Below are 18231 nucleotides of genomic sequence, written 5' to 3'. Positions count from 1 at the left end.
ATGACTTTCTTGCCGTGCATTGTCCGTTCGGCCAACGGTCGATGGCTGGACATACTTCTCGCATATTTATCGGCTAGCATGGCTGAAGGCATGCGCGCCGCGCCACGCAGCCCGCATTTTTCCTTGGTGTATGCTTAACTTTCCGCTAACCCGCGCCCGGGAACTCCCGGGCGCTCCGCTATGAACGAACCCTATCCCAGTCGACGCCATTCCGACAAACCGCCGGAAAAGCGCTCGCTTCTCGAACGCTTGACCGATTTCATCTCGCACGAGCCCGAATCGCGCGACGAACTTCTCGAAGTCCTCCAGGACGCGCACGCGCGCAATCTGCTCGACGCGGATTCGCTCTCGATGATCGAAGGCGTCTTCCAGGTGTCCGATCTCTGCGCGCGCGACATCATGGTGCCGCGCGCCCAGATGGACGCGGTCAACATCGCGGAAACCCCTGCGGAATTCATGCCCTTCGTGCTCGAAAAAGCACACTCGCGCTATCCCGTGTACGAAGGCAATCGCGACAACATCATCGGCGTGCTGCTCGCGAAAGACCTGCTGCGCTACTACGCCGAAGAGGAATTCGACGTGCGCGGCATGTTGCGCCCCGCCGTCTTCATCCCGGAATCGAAACGCCTGAACGTGCTGCTGCACGACTTTCGCGTGAACCGCAATCACATCGCGATCGTCGTCGATGAATACGGCGGCGTGGCGGGCCTCATCACGATCGAGGACGTGCTGGAGCAGATCGTCGGCGATATCGAGGACGAATACGACTTCGACGAGGAAGCCGGCAACATCATCGCGACGCCGGACGGCAAGTATCGCGTGCGCGCGCTGACCGGCATCGAACAGTTCAACGAGGAATTCGGCACCGATTTCTCCGACGACGAAGTCGACACCATCGGCGGTCTCGTCACGCATCGCTTCGGGCGCGTGCCGCATCGCGGCGAGAAGGTGCGTATCGACGATTTCGTGTTCGAGATCCTGCGCGGCGACGCCCGCCAGATTCACGTTCTTCTCGTGCGGCGCGTGCCGAATCTCGCGCAGCAACATCATCACGCAGGCGACGACGAAGACGAATTGCGCGACTAAACGCGCCGCGGGCGCCGGACGTATCCGCGCCCGTCCTCCTCCGTTCGCTCGCTCTCCGCTTCAGCTCAATGGCCGATTCATCGTTTCGCTTCCTCTCCCGTCAACGCGACGCTTCCGTGATCTCCGAGTCGCCGCGCGCCTTGCCCTTCTGGCATTACCTCGTCGCCGCCGTGCTCGGCGCCGTGAACACGCTCTCCTTCGCGCCGACGCCGCACGGCGGCTGGATCGAACTCGTCGTCTTCGCGTCGTTCTTCGCGTGGCTCTCGCGCACCAGCGGCTGGAAGAGCGCCGCCGCGACCGGCTGGGCGTTCGGCTTCGGCAACTTCGTCACGGGCGTGTGGTGGCTCTACGTGAGCATGCACGTCTATGGCGGCATGGCCGCGCCGCTCGCCGCTGCCGCCGTCGCGCTGTTCTCGCTGTATCTCGCAATCTATCCGGCGTTGTCGAGCGTGGTCTGGTCGTTCGTCGCGGGACGCGCGCGCTTCGGCGATGAAGACACCGCGACCGCACGCGACATCGACGCGTCGCCACGCTATGCGCCGACCTGGCACGGCGCGTTTGCGTTCGCGAGCGCGTGGGCGCTCGGCGAATGGCTGCGCGGCCTCGTGTTCACCGGCTTTCCGTGGCTCGCGAGCGGCTACGCGCAAGTCGACGGACCGCTGAAGGGCTTCGGTGCGATCGCCGGCGTGTATGGCGTCGGCTGGGTGCTCGCGCTCGTCGCCGCGCTGATCGTGCAGGCCGCCTACTTCCGCAAGACGCGGCGGCTCGCGTTCGCGCCGGGCATCACGGCCATCGCGCTGATCATCGCGGGCATGCTGTTATCGCGCATCGAATGGACGACGCCCGCCAACGCGCCGCTCGACGTGCGCCTCCTGCAAGGCAACGTGAAGCAGGAGATGAAGTTCGAGCAGGCCGGCGTCGATGAATCGCTCGCGCTCTACAAGCGGCTCATCACCGAGAAGCCCGCCGATCTGATCGTCACGCCCGAAACCGCACTGCCCGTTTTGTCCGTGCAGATTCCGCAGGACTTCGCCGTCGCGATCCGCAACTTCGCGGACAGCACGAACTCGTCGATTCTGTTCGGCGCGATCGGCGTGACGATTCTCCCCGATGGCCGCGCGACCGATTTCACCAACAGTCTCTTCGGCGTCACGCCGCACGTGAACGGCGTGTATCGCTACGACAAGCATCATCTCGTGCCCTTCGGCGAATTCGTGCCGCTCGGCTTTCACTGGTTCGTGCGCCTGATGGGTATTCCGCTCGGCGATCTCGCGCGCGGACCGATTGCGCAGAAGGCGTTTCTCGTGCACAACCAGCCGGTCGCCGTGGATATCTGCTACGAGGACATCTTCGGCGAAGAGATCGCGCACACGATCCGCGAGCAGGAAACGCCCGCGGGCATTCTCGTCAACTCGACCAATCTCGCGTGGTTCGGCAATACCATCGCGCTCGATCAGCACTTGCAGATCGCGCGCATGCGATCGATCGAAACCGGCCGGCCGATGCTGCGTGCCACCAACACCGGCATGACGGCGGTGATTGCGGCCAACGGCGATGTCGTGTCGAAGCTGCCGACCTTTACTACAGGCGTGCTCGAAGCGCGCGTGCAAGGCACGTCGGGCAGCACGCCGTACGTGACGAGCGGGAACATGACGGTGATCGCGGTATCGCTGCTGTTGCTGGCGTTCGGATTCGCGTTCGCGCCGAACCGCAAACGCCCGGGCACGAACTGAACATCGACTGAAGCGAAAGCCGCAACGCGGCTCGCGCATTCACCCCGCCCGGGCGCGCCGTTTCCCAAAAAGGCGCGCCCGCTTCTGCGTTCGGCTAAAATTCAACGTTTCGGCACATCGGCCGAGCCTCCGGGTCGCGTCGTCACGACGCTGGCCGCGCCGTGTCCGCCCCGCATCAAAGGCAATCATGCTCACTTTCCAGCAAATCATTCTGACGCTGCAGTCCTACTGGAACGACAAGGGCTGCGCGCTCCTCCAGCCGATCGACATGGAAGTCGGCGCGGGCACCTCGCACGTCCACACGTTCCTGCGCGCGATCGGCCCCGAGCCGTGGCGCGCGGCCTACGTTCAACCGTCGCGCCGCCCGAAGGACGGCCGTTACGGCGAGAATCCGAACCGTCTGCAGCACTACTATCAGTATCAGGTGGTCCTGAAGCCCGCTCCGGAAAACATCCTCGATCTGTATCTCGGCTCGCTCGAAGCGCTCGGCTTCGATCTGAAGCAGAACGACGTGCGCTTCGTCGAGGACGACTGGGAAAACCCGACGCTCGGCGCGTGGGGACTCGGCTGGGAAGTGTGGCTGAACGGCATGGAAGTGACGCAGTTCACGTACTTCCAGCAGGCGGGCGGCCTCGATTGCAAGCCGGTGCTCGGCGAAATCACCTACGGTCTCGAACGTCTCGCGATGTATCTGCAGAAAGTCGAAAACGTGTACGACCTCATCTGGACCGAGTGGGAAGAAGACGGCCCGAACGGCCGCGTGCTGCGTCAACTGACTTACGGCGACGTGTATCACCAGAACGAGGTCGAACAGTCCACGTACAACTTCGAGCACGCGAACGTCGATCTGCTCTTCACGTTCTTCAAGAGCTACGAAGAAGAAGCGAAGAAGATGATCGATGCGAAGCTCGCGCTGCCCGCATACGAACTCGTGCTGAAGGCCGGCCACACGTTCAATCTGCTCGACGCGCGCGGCGCCATCTCCGTGACGGAGCGCGCGGCGTATATCGGCCGCATCCGTGCGTTGTCGCGCCTCGTCGCGCAGGCTTACTACGATTCGCGCGAAGCGCTCGGCTTCCCGATGCTCGGCAATCCGGTCAGAGGCGATCGCGACCTCGTCACCGACGAGCAGGAGGCACAGCGTCCCGCATGGGCGCCGCCGCTGAGAGTGGAAAGCTCGCCCACGGGCAACAACGAACAGGTTTGACGAGGCTCGACAGAACAATGACGCAATCCAACCACGCTTCCCTGCTCGTCGAGCTGCTCACAGAAGAACTGCCGCCGAAGGCGCTCGCGCGTCTCGGCACCGCTTTTGCCGAAGGTATCGTGGAGCGGCTCGCCGCGCGCGATCTGATCGACGGCGCGCCGTCGTTCGAAAAGTACGCGACGCCCCGCCGCCTCGCCGTGCTCGTGAAGAACGTGCGCGATGTCGCGCCGGAAAAGCAGGTGCGCGAAAAAGTGCTGCCGGTGACGGTTGCGCTCGACAAGGAAGGCAACCCCACGCCGCCGCTCGCGAAGAAGCTCGCGGCGCTCGGCTTCCCGGATTTCCCGCTCGCCGAACTCGAACGCGCGCAGGACGGCAAGGCCGAAGCGTTCTTCCTGCGCTACGCCGCGCCCGGCGCGACCCTCGCCGACGGCCTGCAAGCCGCGCTCGATGAAACCCTCGGCAAGCTGCCGATCCCGAAGGTCATGACCTATCAGCGCCCGGACGGCACCAGCGTGCAGTTCGTGCGTCCGGTGCAGCGCCTGATCGCGATGCACGGCCGCACCGTCGTGCCGGTCAGCGCGCTCGGCGTCGATTCGGGCGATACGACCGTTGGCCATCGATTCATGTCGGAAGGCTTCGTCGCGATTGCGAACGCCGACGACTACGCCAGCACATTGCGCCACAAAGGCCATGTCGTCGCCAGTTTCGACGATCGCCGCGAATCGATCCGTACGCAGCTTCAGGCGTTCGCGGGCGATGACCGCGTCGTGATGCCCGAGGCGCTGCTCGATGAAGTGAACGCGCTCGTCGAATGGCCGGTCGTCTACGAATGCCGCTTCGACGAGGAATTCCTGCAGGTGCCGCAGGAATGTCTGATCCTCACGATGCAGACCAACCAGAAGTATTTCGCGCTCACCGACCAGCACGGCAAGCTGCGCTCGCGCTTCCTGATCGTGTCGAACATCGATACGAAGACGCCGGACGAGATCGTCGAAGGAAATCAGCGCGTCGTGCGCCCGCGTCTCGCCGACGCGAAGTTCTTCTTCACGCAGGACAAGAAGAAGCGTCTCGAAGACCGCGTGCCGTTGCTCGCGAACGTCGTCTATCACAACAAGCTCGGTTCGGCCTTGCAGCGCGTCGAGCGTCTCGAAGCGCTCGCGGGTGAAATAGCGCCGATGGTCGGCGTCGATGCCGCTCTGACGCGCCGCGCCGCTCGCCTCGCGAAGGCGGACCTGCTGACCGACATGGTCGGCGAATTCCCCGAGCTGCAAGGCACGATGGGCACGTACTACGCGCGTCACGACGGCGAGCCGGAAGAAGTCGCGCTCGCGTGCTCGGAGCACTATCAGCCGCGCTTCTCGGGCGATGACACGCCGTCTACTGGCGTCGGTGCCGCCGTTGCGCTCGCGGACAAGCTGGAGACGATCGTCGGCATCTGGGGCATCGGCCTCGCGCCGACCGGCGAGAAAGACCCGTTCGCGCTGCGCCGTCATGCGCTCGGCGTGCTGCGCATCCTGCTGGAAAAGAAGCTGCCGATCGATCTGCGTGAACTCGTCGGCACGGCGCAACGCCAGTTCGCGAACATGCCGCAAGTCGCCGATTCGACCGAAGCCATCTACGCGTTCTTCCTCGATCGCCTGCGCGGCCTGTTGCGCGAACGCGGCTTCGAAGCGAACGATATCGAAGCGGTGCTGAGCCTGAATCCGACGCGTCTGGACGATATCGTCGCGCGCCTCGACGCCGTGCGCGAGTTCGCGGCGCTGCCGGAAGCCGCGGCGCTCGCGGCGGCCAACAAGCGCATCTCGAACATCCTCAAGAAGTCGGAACAGGGCGCGCCTGCGTCGGTGAACAAGGAACTGCTCGTCGAGGCGGCGGAGAAGAATCTGTACGCGCAGATCGAGCAGGTGACGCCGCGCGTGCAAAGCCAGCTCGCCGCCCGCAACTACACGGAAGCGCTGAGCGCGCTCGCCGCGTTGCGCGAAAGCGTCGACACGTTCTTCAACGACGTGATGGTGAACGCGGAAGACCCCGCGCTGCGCAACAATCGTCTCGCGTTGCTCAACGCCTTGCATCAGCAGATGAACTGTGTCGCTGATATCTCCAAGCTCGCTGCCTGACGCGCCGCCATGGTCATGAACCGAAAACTGGTCATCCTCGATCGCGACGGCGTGATCAACGTCGATTCCGATGCGTTCATCAAGTCGCCGGACGAATGGGTCGCCATTCCCGGCAGTCTCGAAGCGATCGCGCGGCTGAATCAGGCGGGTTATCGCGTGGCGATCGCCTCGAATCAGTCGGGCATCGGGCGCGGCCTGTTCGACATGGCCGCGCTGAACGCGATGCATCAGAAGATGAATCGCGCGGTCGCGGCGGTCGGCGGGCGCATCGATGCGGTGTTCTTCTGCCCGCACACAGCCGAAGATCAGTGCGATTGCAGAAAGCCGAGGCCGGGCATGTTGCAGCAGATCATCGACCGCTTCGAGATCGATCCGGAAGACACGCCGGTCGTCGGCGATTCGCTGCGCGATCTGCAGGCGGGCGCGACGCTCGGCTTTCCCGTGCATCTCGTGCTCACCGGCAAGGGCGAAAAGACCTTGAAGGAAGGTCAGTTGCCCGAAGGCACTGTCGTCCACAAGGACTTGCGCGCCTTCGCGCTCGACTTCCTCAAGCGGCATCAAGACCGCGCCGCCGCTCAGTAACGCCGAGACTCCATGCGCTTCATCCGTTCGTTGCTGTTGATGCTCTATTTCATCGTGTACACGGTGCCGTACGCGATTGCCTGCTTCATCGCGTTTCCGTTCATGCGCGCCGACAAGCGCTACTGGATGGCCGCCGGCTGGTGCAAGTCGACGATCGTCGTGCTGCGGCATCTGATCGGCATTCGCTACACGATCGACGGCATGGAGAACCTGCCCAATGGTCCCGCCGTGCTGCTGTCGAAGCATCAGTCCGCATGGGAAACGCTCGCCTTTCCCGCGCTGATGCCGCGTCCGCTGTGCTACGTGTTCAAGCGCGAGCTGCTCTACGTGCCGTTCTTCGGCTGGGCGCTCGGGCTGCTCAAGATGGTGCACATCGACCGCAAGCAGGGGCGCGACGCGTTCACGTCGGTGACGAGCCAAGGCCGCGCGCGCATGAACGAAGGCGCGTGGGTCATCATGTTTCCCGAAGGCACGCGCACGAAAGTGGGCAGCCAGGGCAAGTACAAGACCGGCGGCGCGCGCTTCGCGGTCGCGACCGGCGCGCCCGTCGTGCCGATCGCGCACAACGCGGGACACGTGTGGCCACGCAATTCCTTCATCAAATATCCGGGTATAGTCACGGTGTCGATCGGCCAGCCGATCGATACGACCGGCCTCACGCCCGAGGAAGTGAACACGCGCGTCGAAAGCTGGATCGAGGCGGAAATGCGCCGCATCGATCCGCACGCTTACGCCGCGCCGAACGCGCAGCCGGGTGAAGCCGGCGCCGCGGGCGCGGGCCGCTGAAGCGGCGGCGTTCGAATCGAGCCGCGGCGTGCCTTACTCGTTCTTCTCGTCATTCCTGCGCCGTGAGCGCAAAGCCGAGCCGATGCAGAAAGCCCCATCGCGACAGCGTCCCGCCGTCGCGCTCGATACCCTGCAACTCGATCTGCCGTTCGAGCATGCGCCGGCCTACTCCGGCGCGCCGCCCGCGAACGGACCGGCTCCGCTGCGCGGCGACGTGCCGGGCAGCGATCCCCTTCCCGTCCTCACACCCGCAGCGCCGCCAGCTCCACTACCCGATGGCGTGCGCCTGCGCCGCATCACGCTCAAGGCGGGCGCGCTGGAATACCGGTTGCGCCGTTCGTCGCGGCGCACGATCGGCTTTTGCATCGACGGCACCGGGCTCGCGATCACCGCGCCGCGCTGGGTGACGATCGCGGACATCGAAAGCGCGATCCTCGACAAGCAGACCTGGATCGTCAAGAAGCTCACCGAATGGCAGACGCGCGTCGAGCAGCGCGCGCTGCCGCGCATCGAATGGAAAGACGGCGCGCAGTTTCCGTATCTCGGCAAGACGATCAGCGTGTCGCTCGGATCGACGGCGAGCACCCTCTCCTTCGACGACGAAACCTGCGTGCTCTCGCTCGCGATGCCCGCGCTCGCCGACGCGCAGCAGATCAAGGATCGCGTGCAGGGCTGGCTGCAGTCCGAAGCGAAGCGCATCTTCGGCGAGCGGCTCGCCGTGTATGCGGCGAAGCTCGGCGTGGAATATCGCGCGTATGCGCTGTCATCGGCGGCGACGCGCTGGGGCAGTTGCTCGAGCGACGGCAAGATCCGCCTGAACTGGCGGCTCATCCATTTTCCGCTGTCGATCATCGATTACGTGGTCGCGCACGAACTCGCGCATCTGCGCGAGATGAACCACAGCCCGCGTTTCTGGCGGACGGTCGAATCGATCTTTCCGGAGTTCCGCGAGGCGCGGCATACGCTCAAGCATCATCCGCCCGACCTGCTGCCGGCGCTCTGAGGCGCGCTCAGCGTGCGGGGAGCGCCGACGGTACAATTTCCTTCCTGTCCCCCGCAAACAACACACAACAGGAACCCCACCATGCGACTCCTCCATACGATGCTGCGCGTCGGCGACCTGCAGCGTTCCATCGATTTCTACACGCGCATTCTCGGCATGAAAGTGCTGCGTCAAAGCGAAAACCCCGAGTATAAGTACACGCTCGCGTTCGTCGGCTACGGTCCCGAGAGCGAGCACAGCGTGCTCGAACTGACCTACAACTGGGGCACCGACAAGTACGACCTCGGCACGGCGTACGGTCACATCGCGCTCGAAGTGGACAGCGCCGCCGACGCGTGCGAGCGCATCCGTCAGGCGGGCGGCAAGGTCACGCGCGAAGCCGGTCCCGTGAAGGGCGGCACGACGGTGATCGCATTCGTCGAAGATCCGGACGGCTATAAGGTCGAGCTGATCGAAAAGCATTCCTGATTCACGCATGACTTCGCGCCGCGCATTCGTCGCGGCGCGCAATCCCCACGGGCGCATCGCGACCTTTCGCTCATCGCAGCCGGTTCGCTGGCACAATCGACGCTCCAAATCAGTGCATGGCCTCCGCGGCCACGCCTACCGAGCCCGCCGATGAGCACGCCCTCCCTCGCCCTGCGCCGCGCCCCCGACGCCACCGCCGTCATCGTGATGATCGCGCTGTGCGGCGCGTGGGGATTCCAGCAAGTCGCGATCAAGGAAGCGAACGCGTCGATTCCGCCGATGCTGCAGGCCGGCATCCGCTCGCTGATCGCCACCTTGCTCGTGTGGATCTGGACGCGCACGCGTGGCGTGCCGCTCTTTCAGCGCGACGACACGCTACCCGCCGGCCTGCTCGCGGGCGTGCTGTTCGGTGGCGAATTCGTCTGCATCTTCTTCGGCCTGAACCTCACGACGGCCACGCGCATGGCGGTCTTTCTCTACACCGCGCCCTGCTTCACCGCGCTCGGACTGCACTGGTTCGTCGCGGGCGAGCGCCTGTCGCGCACGCAGTGGAGCGGCATCGTGCTCGCGTTCTGCGGCATCGCGCTCGCATTCGCCGACGGCTTTCTGCACGGCAATCCGAACAGTGCGTCGACGTTGCACGGCATCGCAGGCGATGCGCTCGGCATCCTGGCGGGCATTTTCTGGGCCGCGACGACGGTGGTCGTGCGTGCTTCGTCGCTCGCGTATGCCAGCGCCAGCAAGACGCTGTTCTATCAACTGGCGGTATCGGCGGTATTGCTGCTCGTGCTTGCGGCGGGCATCGGGCAGACGCATGTCGAAGCCGTGTCGCCGATGGCGATCGCGAGCCTCGCGTATCAGGCGGTCGTCGTCGCGTTCATCAGCTATCTGACGTGGTTCTGGCTGCTCACGCGCTATATGGCGTCGCGGCTGTCGGTCTTCTCGTTTCTCACGCCGATCTTCGGCGTCACCTTCGGCGTGCTGTTGCTCGGCGAGCATTTCACTGCGCGCTTCATGATCGCCGCGGCGATGGTGCTCGCGGGCATCGCGCTGGTGAACCGATCCGCCCCGATCGCGAAGCGTTAAACTGTATCGCGGTCTCAAGATTGCAAATGCAGCGGAGATCGCATTGCAGACAGGGGAACCAGCGTGCAACCGATCATCCAGCCTTTCTTCGATATCAACACCGGCACGATGACGTATGTCGTCTACAAGGAAGTCGGCGCGCCGGCGGCCATCGTCGATCCGGTTCTCGATTACGATCCGCACGCCGCGCGCACCTCGACGCGCTCCGCCGATGCGGTCATCGCGTTCGTGCACGAACAGCGGCTTCGCGTCGAATGGATTCTGGAGACGCACGCGCACGCCGATCATCTTTCGGCGGCGCCGTATCTGAAGCGCGAACTCGGCGGGAAGATCGCCATTGGCGAATCGATACGCACGGTTCAGGGCGTGTTCAAGAAGATCTTCGATCTCGAGCCGGAGTTTCAGCTCGACGGCTCGCAGTTCGATCATCTCTTTTCCGATGGCGAGCGCTTCATGATCGGCGAGATCGAAGCGTGCGCGCTGTTCGTGCCGGGGCACACGCCCGCCGACATGGCGTACCAGATCGCCGACGCGGCGTTCGTCGGCGACACGCTTTTCATGCCGGACGTCGGCACCGCGCGTTGCGACTTCCCGGGCGGCAGCGCGCGCAGGCTGTACCGGTCGATTCAGCGGCTGCTCACGCTCGATCCCGATACGCGGCTGTTCGTCTGCCACGACTATCCGCCCGACACGCGCGGCCCGCGCTGGCAAAGCACGGTACGCGAGCAACGCGAACAGAACATTCATGTGGGCGGCGGCAAGACCGAAGACGAGTTCGTCGCGATGCGCGAGGCGCGCGACGCGACGCTCGGCATGCCGACGCTCATCGTGCCGGCGATTCAGGTGAACATCCGCGCGGGCCATTTTCCGGACGCGGCGGGCAACGGCACGACGTATCTGAAGATTCCGCTCAACGCGTTCTAGCGCGCGGGTTTCATCCTTCAATTCGTCCGCGCGTCACGCCGAGGAGTGACGCCATCGCGCGGCGCGCACCGCTCGAATCGCGGGCGATGATCGCATCGAACACGGCCGTATGTTCCGCGAGCGACGCGTTGTACACATCGGCGCGCTTTGCGTTCAGGCGCAACTGGCCTTCGAGCGTGCGCTCGATCAGCGCGCCGAGCGGTATCAGCAACTCGTTGCTGCACGCGGCGAGCACGCAAAGATGGAAATCGAGATCGGCGCGCACCCATTCGTCGACGTTCTGCGCGTCTGCCATCGCCCGATGCGCGCGCGTGAGCCGTTCGCGCGTGCCGTCCTCGTGATTGTCGGCGGCGAGCGCGGCGGCGTACGGCTCGATCATCTCGCGCATCTCCTGAAGCTTGAGCGCGAATTGCAGCGGCGGCGCGACGCGTGAATACCAGTCGAGCATGTCGGCGTCGAGTAGATTCCACGCATGCTTCGCGCGCACCCGCGTGCCGACTTTCGGCCGCGACTCGATCAGCCCCTTCGACGTGAGCGTACGCAACGCTTCGCGCAGCACCGTGCGGCTCACGCCGAAGCGTTCCATCAGTTCCGCTTCGCGCGGCAATGGCAAGCCGGGCGAAAAATCGCCCCGCAGAATCGCCATGCCCAGTTCAAGCGTAACGCGGCCGTGCAGATCCCGGTGAATGATGGTCTCCCTTTTCGTTGGGCCACGATTATCGGGTATTTGACTGATGTTTCGTAAGTCCCGATTATTCTTGAATAATACTATTAATATGCTCAGATCGCGGTTTTTGCTACCATGTGATTCCTTATCGGGAGACGCTTCATGAAAATCACGAAACTCGAGACCTTTATCGTTCCGCCGCGCTGGTGCTTCCTCAAGATCGAAACCGACGAAGGCATCACCGGCTGGGGTGAGCCGGTCGTCGAAGGCCGCGCGCATACGGTGGCCGCCGCCGTCGACGAACTCGCCGACTATCTGGTCGGCCGCGACCCGCGTCACATTGAGGACCTGTGGCAGGTGATGTACCGCTCCGGCTTCTATCGCGGCGGGCCGATCGGCATGAGCGCGATCGCGGGCGTCGATCAGGCGCTGTGGGACATTCTCGGCAAGCATCACGGCGTGCCCGTGCACGCGCTGCTCGGCGGTCAGGTGCGCGACAGAATCAAGGTCTATTCGTGGATCGGCGGCGATCGTCCGAGCGATGTCGCGAACAACGCGCGCGCGGTGGTCGAACGCGGCTTCAAGGCCGTGAAGATGAACGGCTCTGAAGAGCTGCAGATCATCGATACCTTCGACAAGGTTCAGGGCGTGATCGACAACGTGCGCGCGGTGCGCGAGGCGGTCGGGCCGAACGTGGGCATCGGCGTGGATTTCCATGGCCGCGTGCACAAGCCGATGGCGAAGGTGCTCGCAAAGGAACTCGATCCGTTCAAGCTGATGTTCATCGAAGAGCCGGTGCTCTCGGAGAACGTCGAGGCGCTGCGCGACATCGTCAACCAGACGAGCACGCCGATCGCGCTCGGCGAGCGGCTCTACTCTCGCTGGGACTTCAAGCACATTCTGGCGGGCGGCTACGTCGATATCATTCAGCCCGACGCGTCACATGCGGGCGGCATCACGGAATGCCGCAAGATCGCGACGATGGCCGAAGCCTACGATGTGGCGCTCGCGCTGCACTGCCCGCTCGGCCCGATCGCGCTCGCGACCTGCCTGCAGATCGACGCGGTCAGCTACAACGCGTTCATTCAGGAACAGAGCCTCGGCATCCACTACAACAAGGGCAACGACCTGCTCGACTACATCAAGAATCCGGAAGTCTTCAAGTATGAAGACGGCATGGTCTCGATTCCGCAAGGGCCGGGACTGGGCATCGAGGTGAACGAGGAGAAGGTGCGCGAGATGGCGAAAGTCGGCCATCGCTGGCGCAATCCGGTGTGGCGTCACGCGGATGGCAGTGTGGCGGAGTGGTGATGCCTTTAGCGCCGAAGCCTTGCCTTCACGCCGCCGCGTAATGCGTTGCTGATGAGCAGGTCTTCGGCGTCGAGCACGTCGTCCAGCGTGAGCGTGCGTTCGGCGGCGTGGCGTTGTTCCATCAGCACCGCGCGCATCACGCCCGGCAGCACGCCGGCGTCGATAGGCGGCGTGAACCACTTGCCGTCGCGTTGCACGAAGATGCTCGAACGGCCGCCTTCGGTCAGCTCGCCGCGTTCGTTGAAGAACAGCATGTCGAACGCGCCTTCGGCTTCGGCGGCTTTCCACGCGCGATCGTAGTCGGCGCGACGCGTGGTCTTGTGCCGGAGCAACGGATCGCCGGACGATTGCGGCGCGAAGCCGCGATCGGACGCGAGCAACACATCGACGGTATCCGACGGCAGCGCGGCAAGCGGCGCGCTCGTGATCGCGATGCGTCCGCTCTTGTCCAGCGCGATACGCAGACGATACGGCTGGCCAGCATCGAATGTCGCGCAGTGCGCCTGGACCTGCTTCCGTAGCGCGTGCTCGTCGAATGCAAAGTCGAGATACGCGGCGCTGCCCTTTAATCGCGCGACGTGCCGCGCGTAGTGACGAACGCCTTCATCGCGCGTTGCATACGTCGTCTCGAACAGTTCGAAGCCGGGGTCCGCACCGGTCAGGAAGCGCGCTTTCAACAGACACTCCTCGTATTCATCGGCGGCGACGCTGTCGAGCACGATGCCCGCGCCGATGCCGAGCACGCCGCGCTTCGCGGCCGCATCGACGACGAGCGTGCGAATCGCCACCGACATGCAGAAGTCGCCGCTCGCATCCAGCCAGCCGATCGCGCCGGTATAGAGGCCGCGCGGCGTGCTTTCGATTTCGTCGATCAGTTGCATCGTCCGATACTTCGGCGCGCCGGTGATCGAGCCGCACGGAAAGAGCGCGCGCACGATGCCGGCGAACGACGTGCCGGGAATCAAGCGCGCCTCGATGGTCGATGTCATCTGCCACACCGACGCGTAAGCCTCGACCGAAAACAGCGCGGGCACCTTCACCGAACCCGTGACCGCCACGCGCGACATGTCGTTGCGCAGCAAGTCGACGATCATCACGTTTTCTGCGCGATTCTTCGGGTCGAGCCGCAACGCTTCGGGATCGGCGTCGCGCGGCGCGGTGCCTTTCATCGGGCGCGCGCGCAACAGTTCGCCCTGCTTTTCGACGAACAGTTCCGGCGAGCACGACACGATCGACCTGCCATCCGGCATCGCGATGAACGCGCCGTAATGCACGGCCTGCCGCTCGCGCAAACGCCGATACAGCGCGAGCGGCGCGCCGAACACATCGAAGTTCAGCCGGAACGTGTAATTGATCTGGTACGACTCGCCTTCGCGCAGCGCGTCCTGAACGGCGGCGATGGCGGCATCGAATTCATCGCGCGTGACGCTCGCTTCAATGCCCGCGACGCCTGCCGTCACGTCATCGGCTCTCGACCCGAGCCACGCGTCGACTTCATCGCGCGACAGACGCGCGCAATCGCGGAACATCAGCACGCGCAAGGCATGCTCGTCTCCGCGTCCGATACGCCCGAACTGGAGATTGCGCCCGAACTCGTAATCCGCGACGACGACCGCATGCAGGCCACGTTGCAGATCGCGGTCGATCTCGCCGCAGACCGCGTCCAGCGAACGCGCGTCCACGCACACGCGTTCGTGCACAAAGTCCGTGTACAAACGACTCGACCGCCTTTCGGCGGTCGCATCGCAATCGTCGAGCAGCGCGAACACCGCGCTGCGCTCTTCGGTTTTCATCGTCATGCTCGCACGACGTACCGCCCACTCGACCGCATTAGTCGAAGAAGCTCTTCACGCGGTCGAACCAGCTCTTGCTTTGCGGACTATGCCGCGCGCCGCCCTGCTCCAGCGACTTTTCGAACTGCTTGAGCAGATCGCGTTGCTGTTCCGTGAGCTTGACCGGCGTTTCCACCTGGACATGCACGTACAGATCGCCCGCGATGCTCGAACGCAAGCCCTTGATGCCCTTGCCGCGCAGGCGGAACGTCTTGCCCGACTGCGTGCCTTCGGGCACCGTGAAGCTCGCGCGGCCAGCCAGCGTGGGCACTTCGATCTCGCCGCCCAGAGCCGCCGTGGTGAAGGGAATCGGCATCTGGCAATGCAGGTCGTCGCCGTCACGCTCGAACACGGTGTGCTGCTTGATGTGGATTTCCACATACAGATCGCCGCTCGGGCCGCCATTGATGCCCGGTTCGCCGTTGCCCGCCGAACGGATACGCATGCCGTCGTCGATGCCCGCCGGAATCTTCACTTCCAGCGTCTTGGTTTCCTTCACCTTGCCCGCGCCGTGGCAGTTCGCGCACGGATCGGGAATGTAGCTGCCGCTGCCATGACATTTCGGGCACGTCTGCTGGATGCTGAAAAAGCCCTGCGACATACGCACCTGGCCCTGACCGTGGCAGGTCGGACAGGTTTCGGGCTTGGTGCCCGGCTTCGCGCCCGAGCCGTGACAGATGTTGCAGTTCACCCAGCTCGGCACGCGAATCTGCGTGTCGTAGCCGTGAGCCGCCTGCTCCAGCGTGATCTCCATGCTGTAGCGCAGGTCCGCGCCGCGATACACCTGCGGGCCGCCGCGTCCGCCGCGTGCCGCTCCGCCCGCCGCTTGTCCGAAGATGTCGCCGAAGATATCGCCGAAGGCATCGGCGAAACCGCCGAAGCCTTGCGCACCCGCGCCCGCCATGTTCGGATCGACGCCCGCGTGGCCGTACTGATCGTACGCGGCCCGCTTCTGCTGGTCGGAGAGCATTTCATAGGCTTCCTTCGCCTCCTTGAAATTCTCTTCCGCCTTCTTGTTGTCCGGATTGCGGTCAGGGTGATACTTCATCGCGAGCTTGCGATACGCCTTCTTGATCTCGTCGTCGCTCGCGTTCTTCGCGACGCCCAGAACGTCGTAGTAATCCCGTTTCGCCATGTCGGTTCGATGCCGCCGCGCGTCACGCGACGGTTCCTGTCAGATGCTGCGAGTCCGTTGCTCCGACTCGCACGTAAAACTTCGCGCGCCTCGCCTAAATCAAGACGCCTCTGAAAAACAACGTGCCCGGAGAGCCGTGAGGCTCGCCAGGCGCGTTACACGTAAGACGCGTCACGCGTCCCGGAGATGCCACCGAAAGGCACGCGCGCGTTGTTCACGCCCGCGCCCCTGCGGCTTAGTCCTTCTTCACTTCCTTGAAGTCGGCGTCGACGACATCGTCGTGATGCTGGCTCGCGCCCGCTTCCGCCGATGCGCCCGCGCCTGCCGCACCCGCGGCCGCCGCGCCTTGCTGCGCCTGCATGTCGGCGTACATCTTTTCGCCGAGCTTCTGCGAAGCCTGAGCCAGCGCCTCGATCTTCGCTTCGATCGCGGCCTTGTCGCTCGAACCGCTCTTCAGCGTGTCTTCGAGATCCTTCAGCGCTGCTTCGATCTTTTCCTTGTCCGAAGCGTCGACCTTGTCGCCGTACTCCGCGACGGCCTTTTTCGTGCTGTGAACCAGCGCATCGCCCTGGTTGCGTGCGTCGGCCAGTTCGCGCAGCTTGTGATCTTCCTCGGCGTTGGCTTCGGCGTCCTTCACCATCTTGTCGATTTCCGCGTCCGTCAGACCCGAGTTCGCCTTGATGGTGATCTTGTTTTCCTTGCCCGTCGCCTTGTCCTTCGCGCCGACGTGCAGAATGCCGTTCGCGTCGATGTCGAAGGTCACTTCGATCTGCGGCGTGCCGCGCGGTGCGGGCGGAATGCCTTCGAGGTTGAACTCGCCGAGCAGCTTGTTGCCCACGGCCATTTCACGCTCGCCCTGGAACACCTTGATCGTCACGGCGCCCTGGTTGTCGTCCGCCGTCGAATACACTTGCGCGTGCTTCGTCGGGATGGTCGTGTTCTTGTTGATCATCTTCGTCATCACGCCGCCAAGCGTCTCGATGCCGAGCGACAGAGGCGTCACGTCGAGCAGCAGCACGTCCTTGCGGTCGCCCGACAGAACCTGACCCTGAATCGCGGCGCCCACGGCCACGGCTTCGTCCGGGTTCACGTCACGGCGCGGATCCTTGCCGAAGAACTCCTTCACCTTTTCCTGCACCTTCGGCATGCGCGTCATGCCGCCGACGAGAATCACGTCGTCGATTTCGCCGACCTTCACGCCCGCATCCTTGATGGCGATGCGGCACGGTTCGATCGTGCGCTCGATCAGTTCTTCGACGAGCGCTTCGAGCTTCGCGCGGGTGAACTTGAGGTTCAAGTGCTTCGGACCCGACGCGTCCGCCGTGATGTACGGCAGGTTGATGTCGGTCTGCGCGGTGGACGACAGTTCGATCTTCGCCTTTTCAGCGGCTTCCTTCAGGCGCTGCAGCGCGAGCACGTCCTTGCTCAGATCGACGCCCTGCTCCTTCTTGAACTCGCCGATGATGTAATCGATGATGCGCTGGTCGAAGTCTTCACCGCCGAGGAACGTGTCGCCGTTGGTCGACAGCACTTCGAACTGCATTTCGCCGTCCACGTCCGCGATTTCGATGATCGAGATATCGAACGTGCCGCCGCCCAGGTCGAACACCGCGATCTTGCGGTCGCCCTTTTCGGCCTTGTCCAGACCAAACGCGAGCGCGGCTGCCGTCGGCTCGTTGATGATGCGCTTCACTTCCAGACCGGCGATGCGGCCAGCGTCCTTGGTTGCCTGACGCTGGCTGTCGTTGAAGTACGCCGGCACCGTGATCACGGCTTCCGTGACCGGCTCGCCGAGGTAATCCTCAGCGGTCTTCTTCATCTTGCGCAGCACTTCGGCGGAGACTTGCGACGGCGCGAGATTCTTGCCGTGCGCTTCGACCCACGCGTCGCCGTTATCGTGCTTGACGATCTTGTAGGGCATCAGATTGATGTCCTTCTGCACTTCCTTCTCTTCGAAGCGGCGGCCGATCAGGCGCTTGACCGCGTACAGCGTGTTACGCGGGTTGGTGACCGACTGGCGCTTCGCAGGCGCGCCGACGAGGATCTCGTTGTCATCCATGTACGCGATGATCGACGGCGTGGTGCGCGCGCCTTCCGAGTTCTCGATGACCTTGACCTGGTTGCCTTCCATCAGCGCCACGCACGAGTTCGTGGTGCCGAGGTCGATACCGATGATTCTGCCCATTTTTTATACTCTCCTAGCTTTGTTCGCTTTGGCGTTGCGGCGGCGGTGTGTCGTGCCTGACGCCGGCTTTTGCCGATTTACCGGGCCGAACGCCCAAAATTCATACCTG

At 64.0% G+C, this 18231-nt stretch carries 15 protein-coding genes; 11 read left to right on the top strand and 4 right to left on the bottom strand.

Annotated elements, in window-relative coordinates; translation table 11 throughout:
• Positions 1-180: 180 nt before the first annotated feature.
• From BTHE68_RS01965 to BTHE68_RS01920, 10 genes are all read left to right on the top strand, one after another.
• On the top strand, positions 181-1086 hold the full coding sequence (locus BTHE68_RS01965) for a CorC family transporter (RefSeq protein WP_162064911.1): 906 nt from the start codon (positions 181-183) through the stop codon (positions 1084-1086).
• A gap of 68 nt (positions 1087-1154) precedes the next feature.
• Positions 1155-2819 carry an apolipoprotein N-acyltransferase gene (lnt, locus tag BTHE68_RS01960; RefSeq protein ID WP_162064910.1) on the top strand — a complete coding sequence of 555 codons (1665 nt, stop codon included), beginning with the start codon at positions 1155-1157 and terminating at the stop codon, positions 2817-2819.
• Positions 2820-3006: 187 nt separating this feature from the next.
• Positions 3007-4026: a glycine--tRNA ligase subunit alpha gene (gene glyQ, locus BTHE68_RS01955; RefSeq protein ID WP_162064909.1), complete on the top strand. Its 1020-nt coding sequence runs from the start codon at positions 3007-3009 to the stop codon at positions 4024-4026.
• Positions 4027-4043: 17 nt separating this feature from the next.
• Complete coding sequence (gene glyS, locus BTHE68_RS01950; RefSeq protein ID WP_162064908.1) at positions 4044-6143, top strand: glycine--tRNA ligase subunit beta; 2100 nt, start codon at positions 4044-4046, stop codon at positions 6141-6143.
• Positions 6144-6152: 9 nt separating this feature from the next.
• Positions 6153-6725: a D-glycero-beta-D-manno-heptose 1,7-bisphosphate 7-phosphatase gene (gene gmhB / locus BTHE68_RS01945; RefSeq protein ID WP_162064907.1), complete on the top strand. Its 573-nt coding sequence runs from the start codon at positions 6153-6155 to the stop codon at positions 6723-6725.
• Between the two features lie 12 nt (positions 6726-6737).
• Positions 6738-7511: a lysophospholipid acyltransferase family protein gene (locus BTHE68_RS01940; RefSeq protein WP_162064906.1), complete on the top strand. Its 774-nt coding sequence runs from the start codon at positions 6738-6740 to the stop codon at positions 7509-7511.
• An 82-nt stretch (positions 7512-7593) separates the two neighbouring features.
• Entirely contained in the window at positions 7594-8514 is a 921-nt protein-coding gene (locus tag BTHE68_RS01935; protein WP_162066744.1) for a M48 family metallopeptidase, read from the top strand.
• Positions 8515-8595: 81 nt separating this feature from the next.
• Positions 8596-8982, top strand: coding sequence for a lactoylglutathione lyase (gene gloA / locus BTHE68_RS01930; RefSeq protein ID WP_061172838.1), 387 nt, complete (start codon positions 8596-8598; stop codon positions 8980-8982).
• 150 nt (positions 8983-9132) lie between these two features.
• Positions 9133-10068 carry a DMT family transporter gene (locus tag BTHE68_RS01925; RefSeq protein ID WP_162064905.1) on the top strand — a complete coding sequence of 312 codons (936 nt, stop codon included), beginning with the start codon at positions 9133-9135 and terminating at the stop codon, positions 10066-10068.
• Between the two features lie 63 nt (positions 10069-10131).
• The gene (locus BTHE68_RS01920) at positions 10132-10992 is read left to right on the top strand and encodes an MBL fold metallo-hydrolase (RefSeq protein ID WP_162064904.1); all 861 of its coding nucleotides are present in this window, start codon (positions 10132-10134) and stop codon (positions 10990-10992) included.
• Positions 10993-11002: 10 nt separating this feature from the next.
• On the opposite strand, the gene BTHE68_RS01915 is transcribed toward BTHE68_RS01920, so the two are convergent.
• On the bottom strand, positions 11003-11719 hold the full coding sequence (locus BTHE68_RS01915) for a FadR/GntR family transcriptional regulator (RefSeq protein ID WP_162066743.1): 717 nt from the start codon (positions 11717-11719) through the stop codon (positions 11003-11005).
• 102 nt (positions 11720-11821) lie between these two features.
• Here BTHE68_RS01915 and dgoD point away from each other — a divergent pair, with 102 nt between their 5' ends.
• Positions 11822-12970 (top strand): galactonate dehydratase, encoded by a 1149-nt coding sequence (dgoD, locus tag BTHE68_RS01910; RefSeq protein ID WP_162064903.1) that lies wholly within the window; start codon positions 11822-11824, stop codon positions 12968-12970.
• 5 nt (positions 12971-12975) lie between these two features.
• Here the strand turns inward: dgoD and pabB are convergent, their stop codons facing one another.
• The 3 genes from pabB to dnaK all read right to left on the bottom strand — a co-directional run bounded on the left by pabB (position 12976) and on the right by dnaK (position 18122).
• A complete protein-coding gene (gene pabB, locus BTHE68_RS01905; protein WP_162064902.1) occupies positions 12976-14763 on the bottom strand; it encodes an aminodeoxychorismate synthase component I in 1788 nt (595 codons plus the stop codon).
• 37 nt (positions 14764-14800) lie between these two features.
• Positions 14801-15937 carry a molecular chaperone DnaJ gene (dnaJ, locus tag BTHE68_RS01900; RefSeq protein WP_162064901.1) on the bottom strand — a complete coding sequence of 379 codons (1137 nt, stop codon included), beginning with the start codon at positions 15935-15937 and terminating at the stop codon, positions 14801-14803.
• 235 nt (positions 15938-16172) lie between these two features.
• On the bottom strand, positions 16173-18122 hold the full coding sequence (gene dnaK / locus BTHE68_RS01895; RefSeq protein ID WP_162064900.1) for a molecular chaperone DnaK: 1950 nt from the start codon (positions 18120-18122) through the stop codon (positions 16173-16175).
• Between the last annotated feature and the right edge of the window lie 109 nt (positions 18123-18231).

Source organism: Burkholderia sp. THE68 (assembly GCF_009938265.1).
Classification (GTDB): Bacteria; Pseudomonadota; Gammaproteobacteria; order Burkholderiales; family Burkholderiaceae; genus Caballeronia.
The sequence above is the reverse complement of the archived record's forward strand: the minus strand, read 5'-3'. Positions and strand labels throughout refer to the sequence as shown.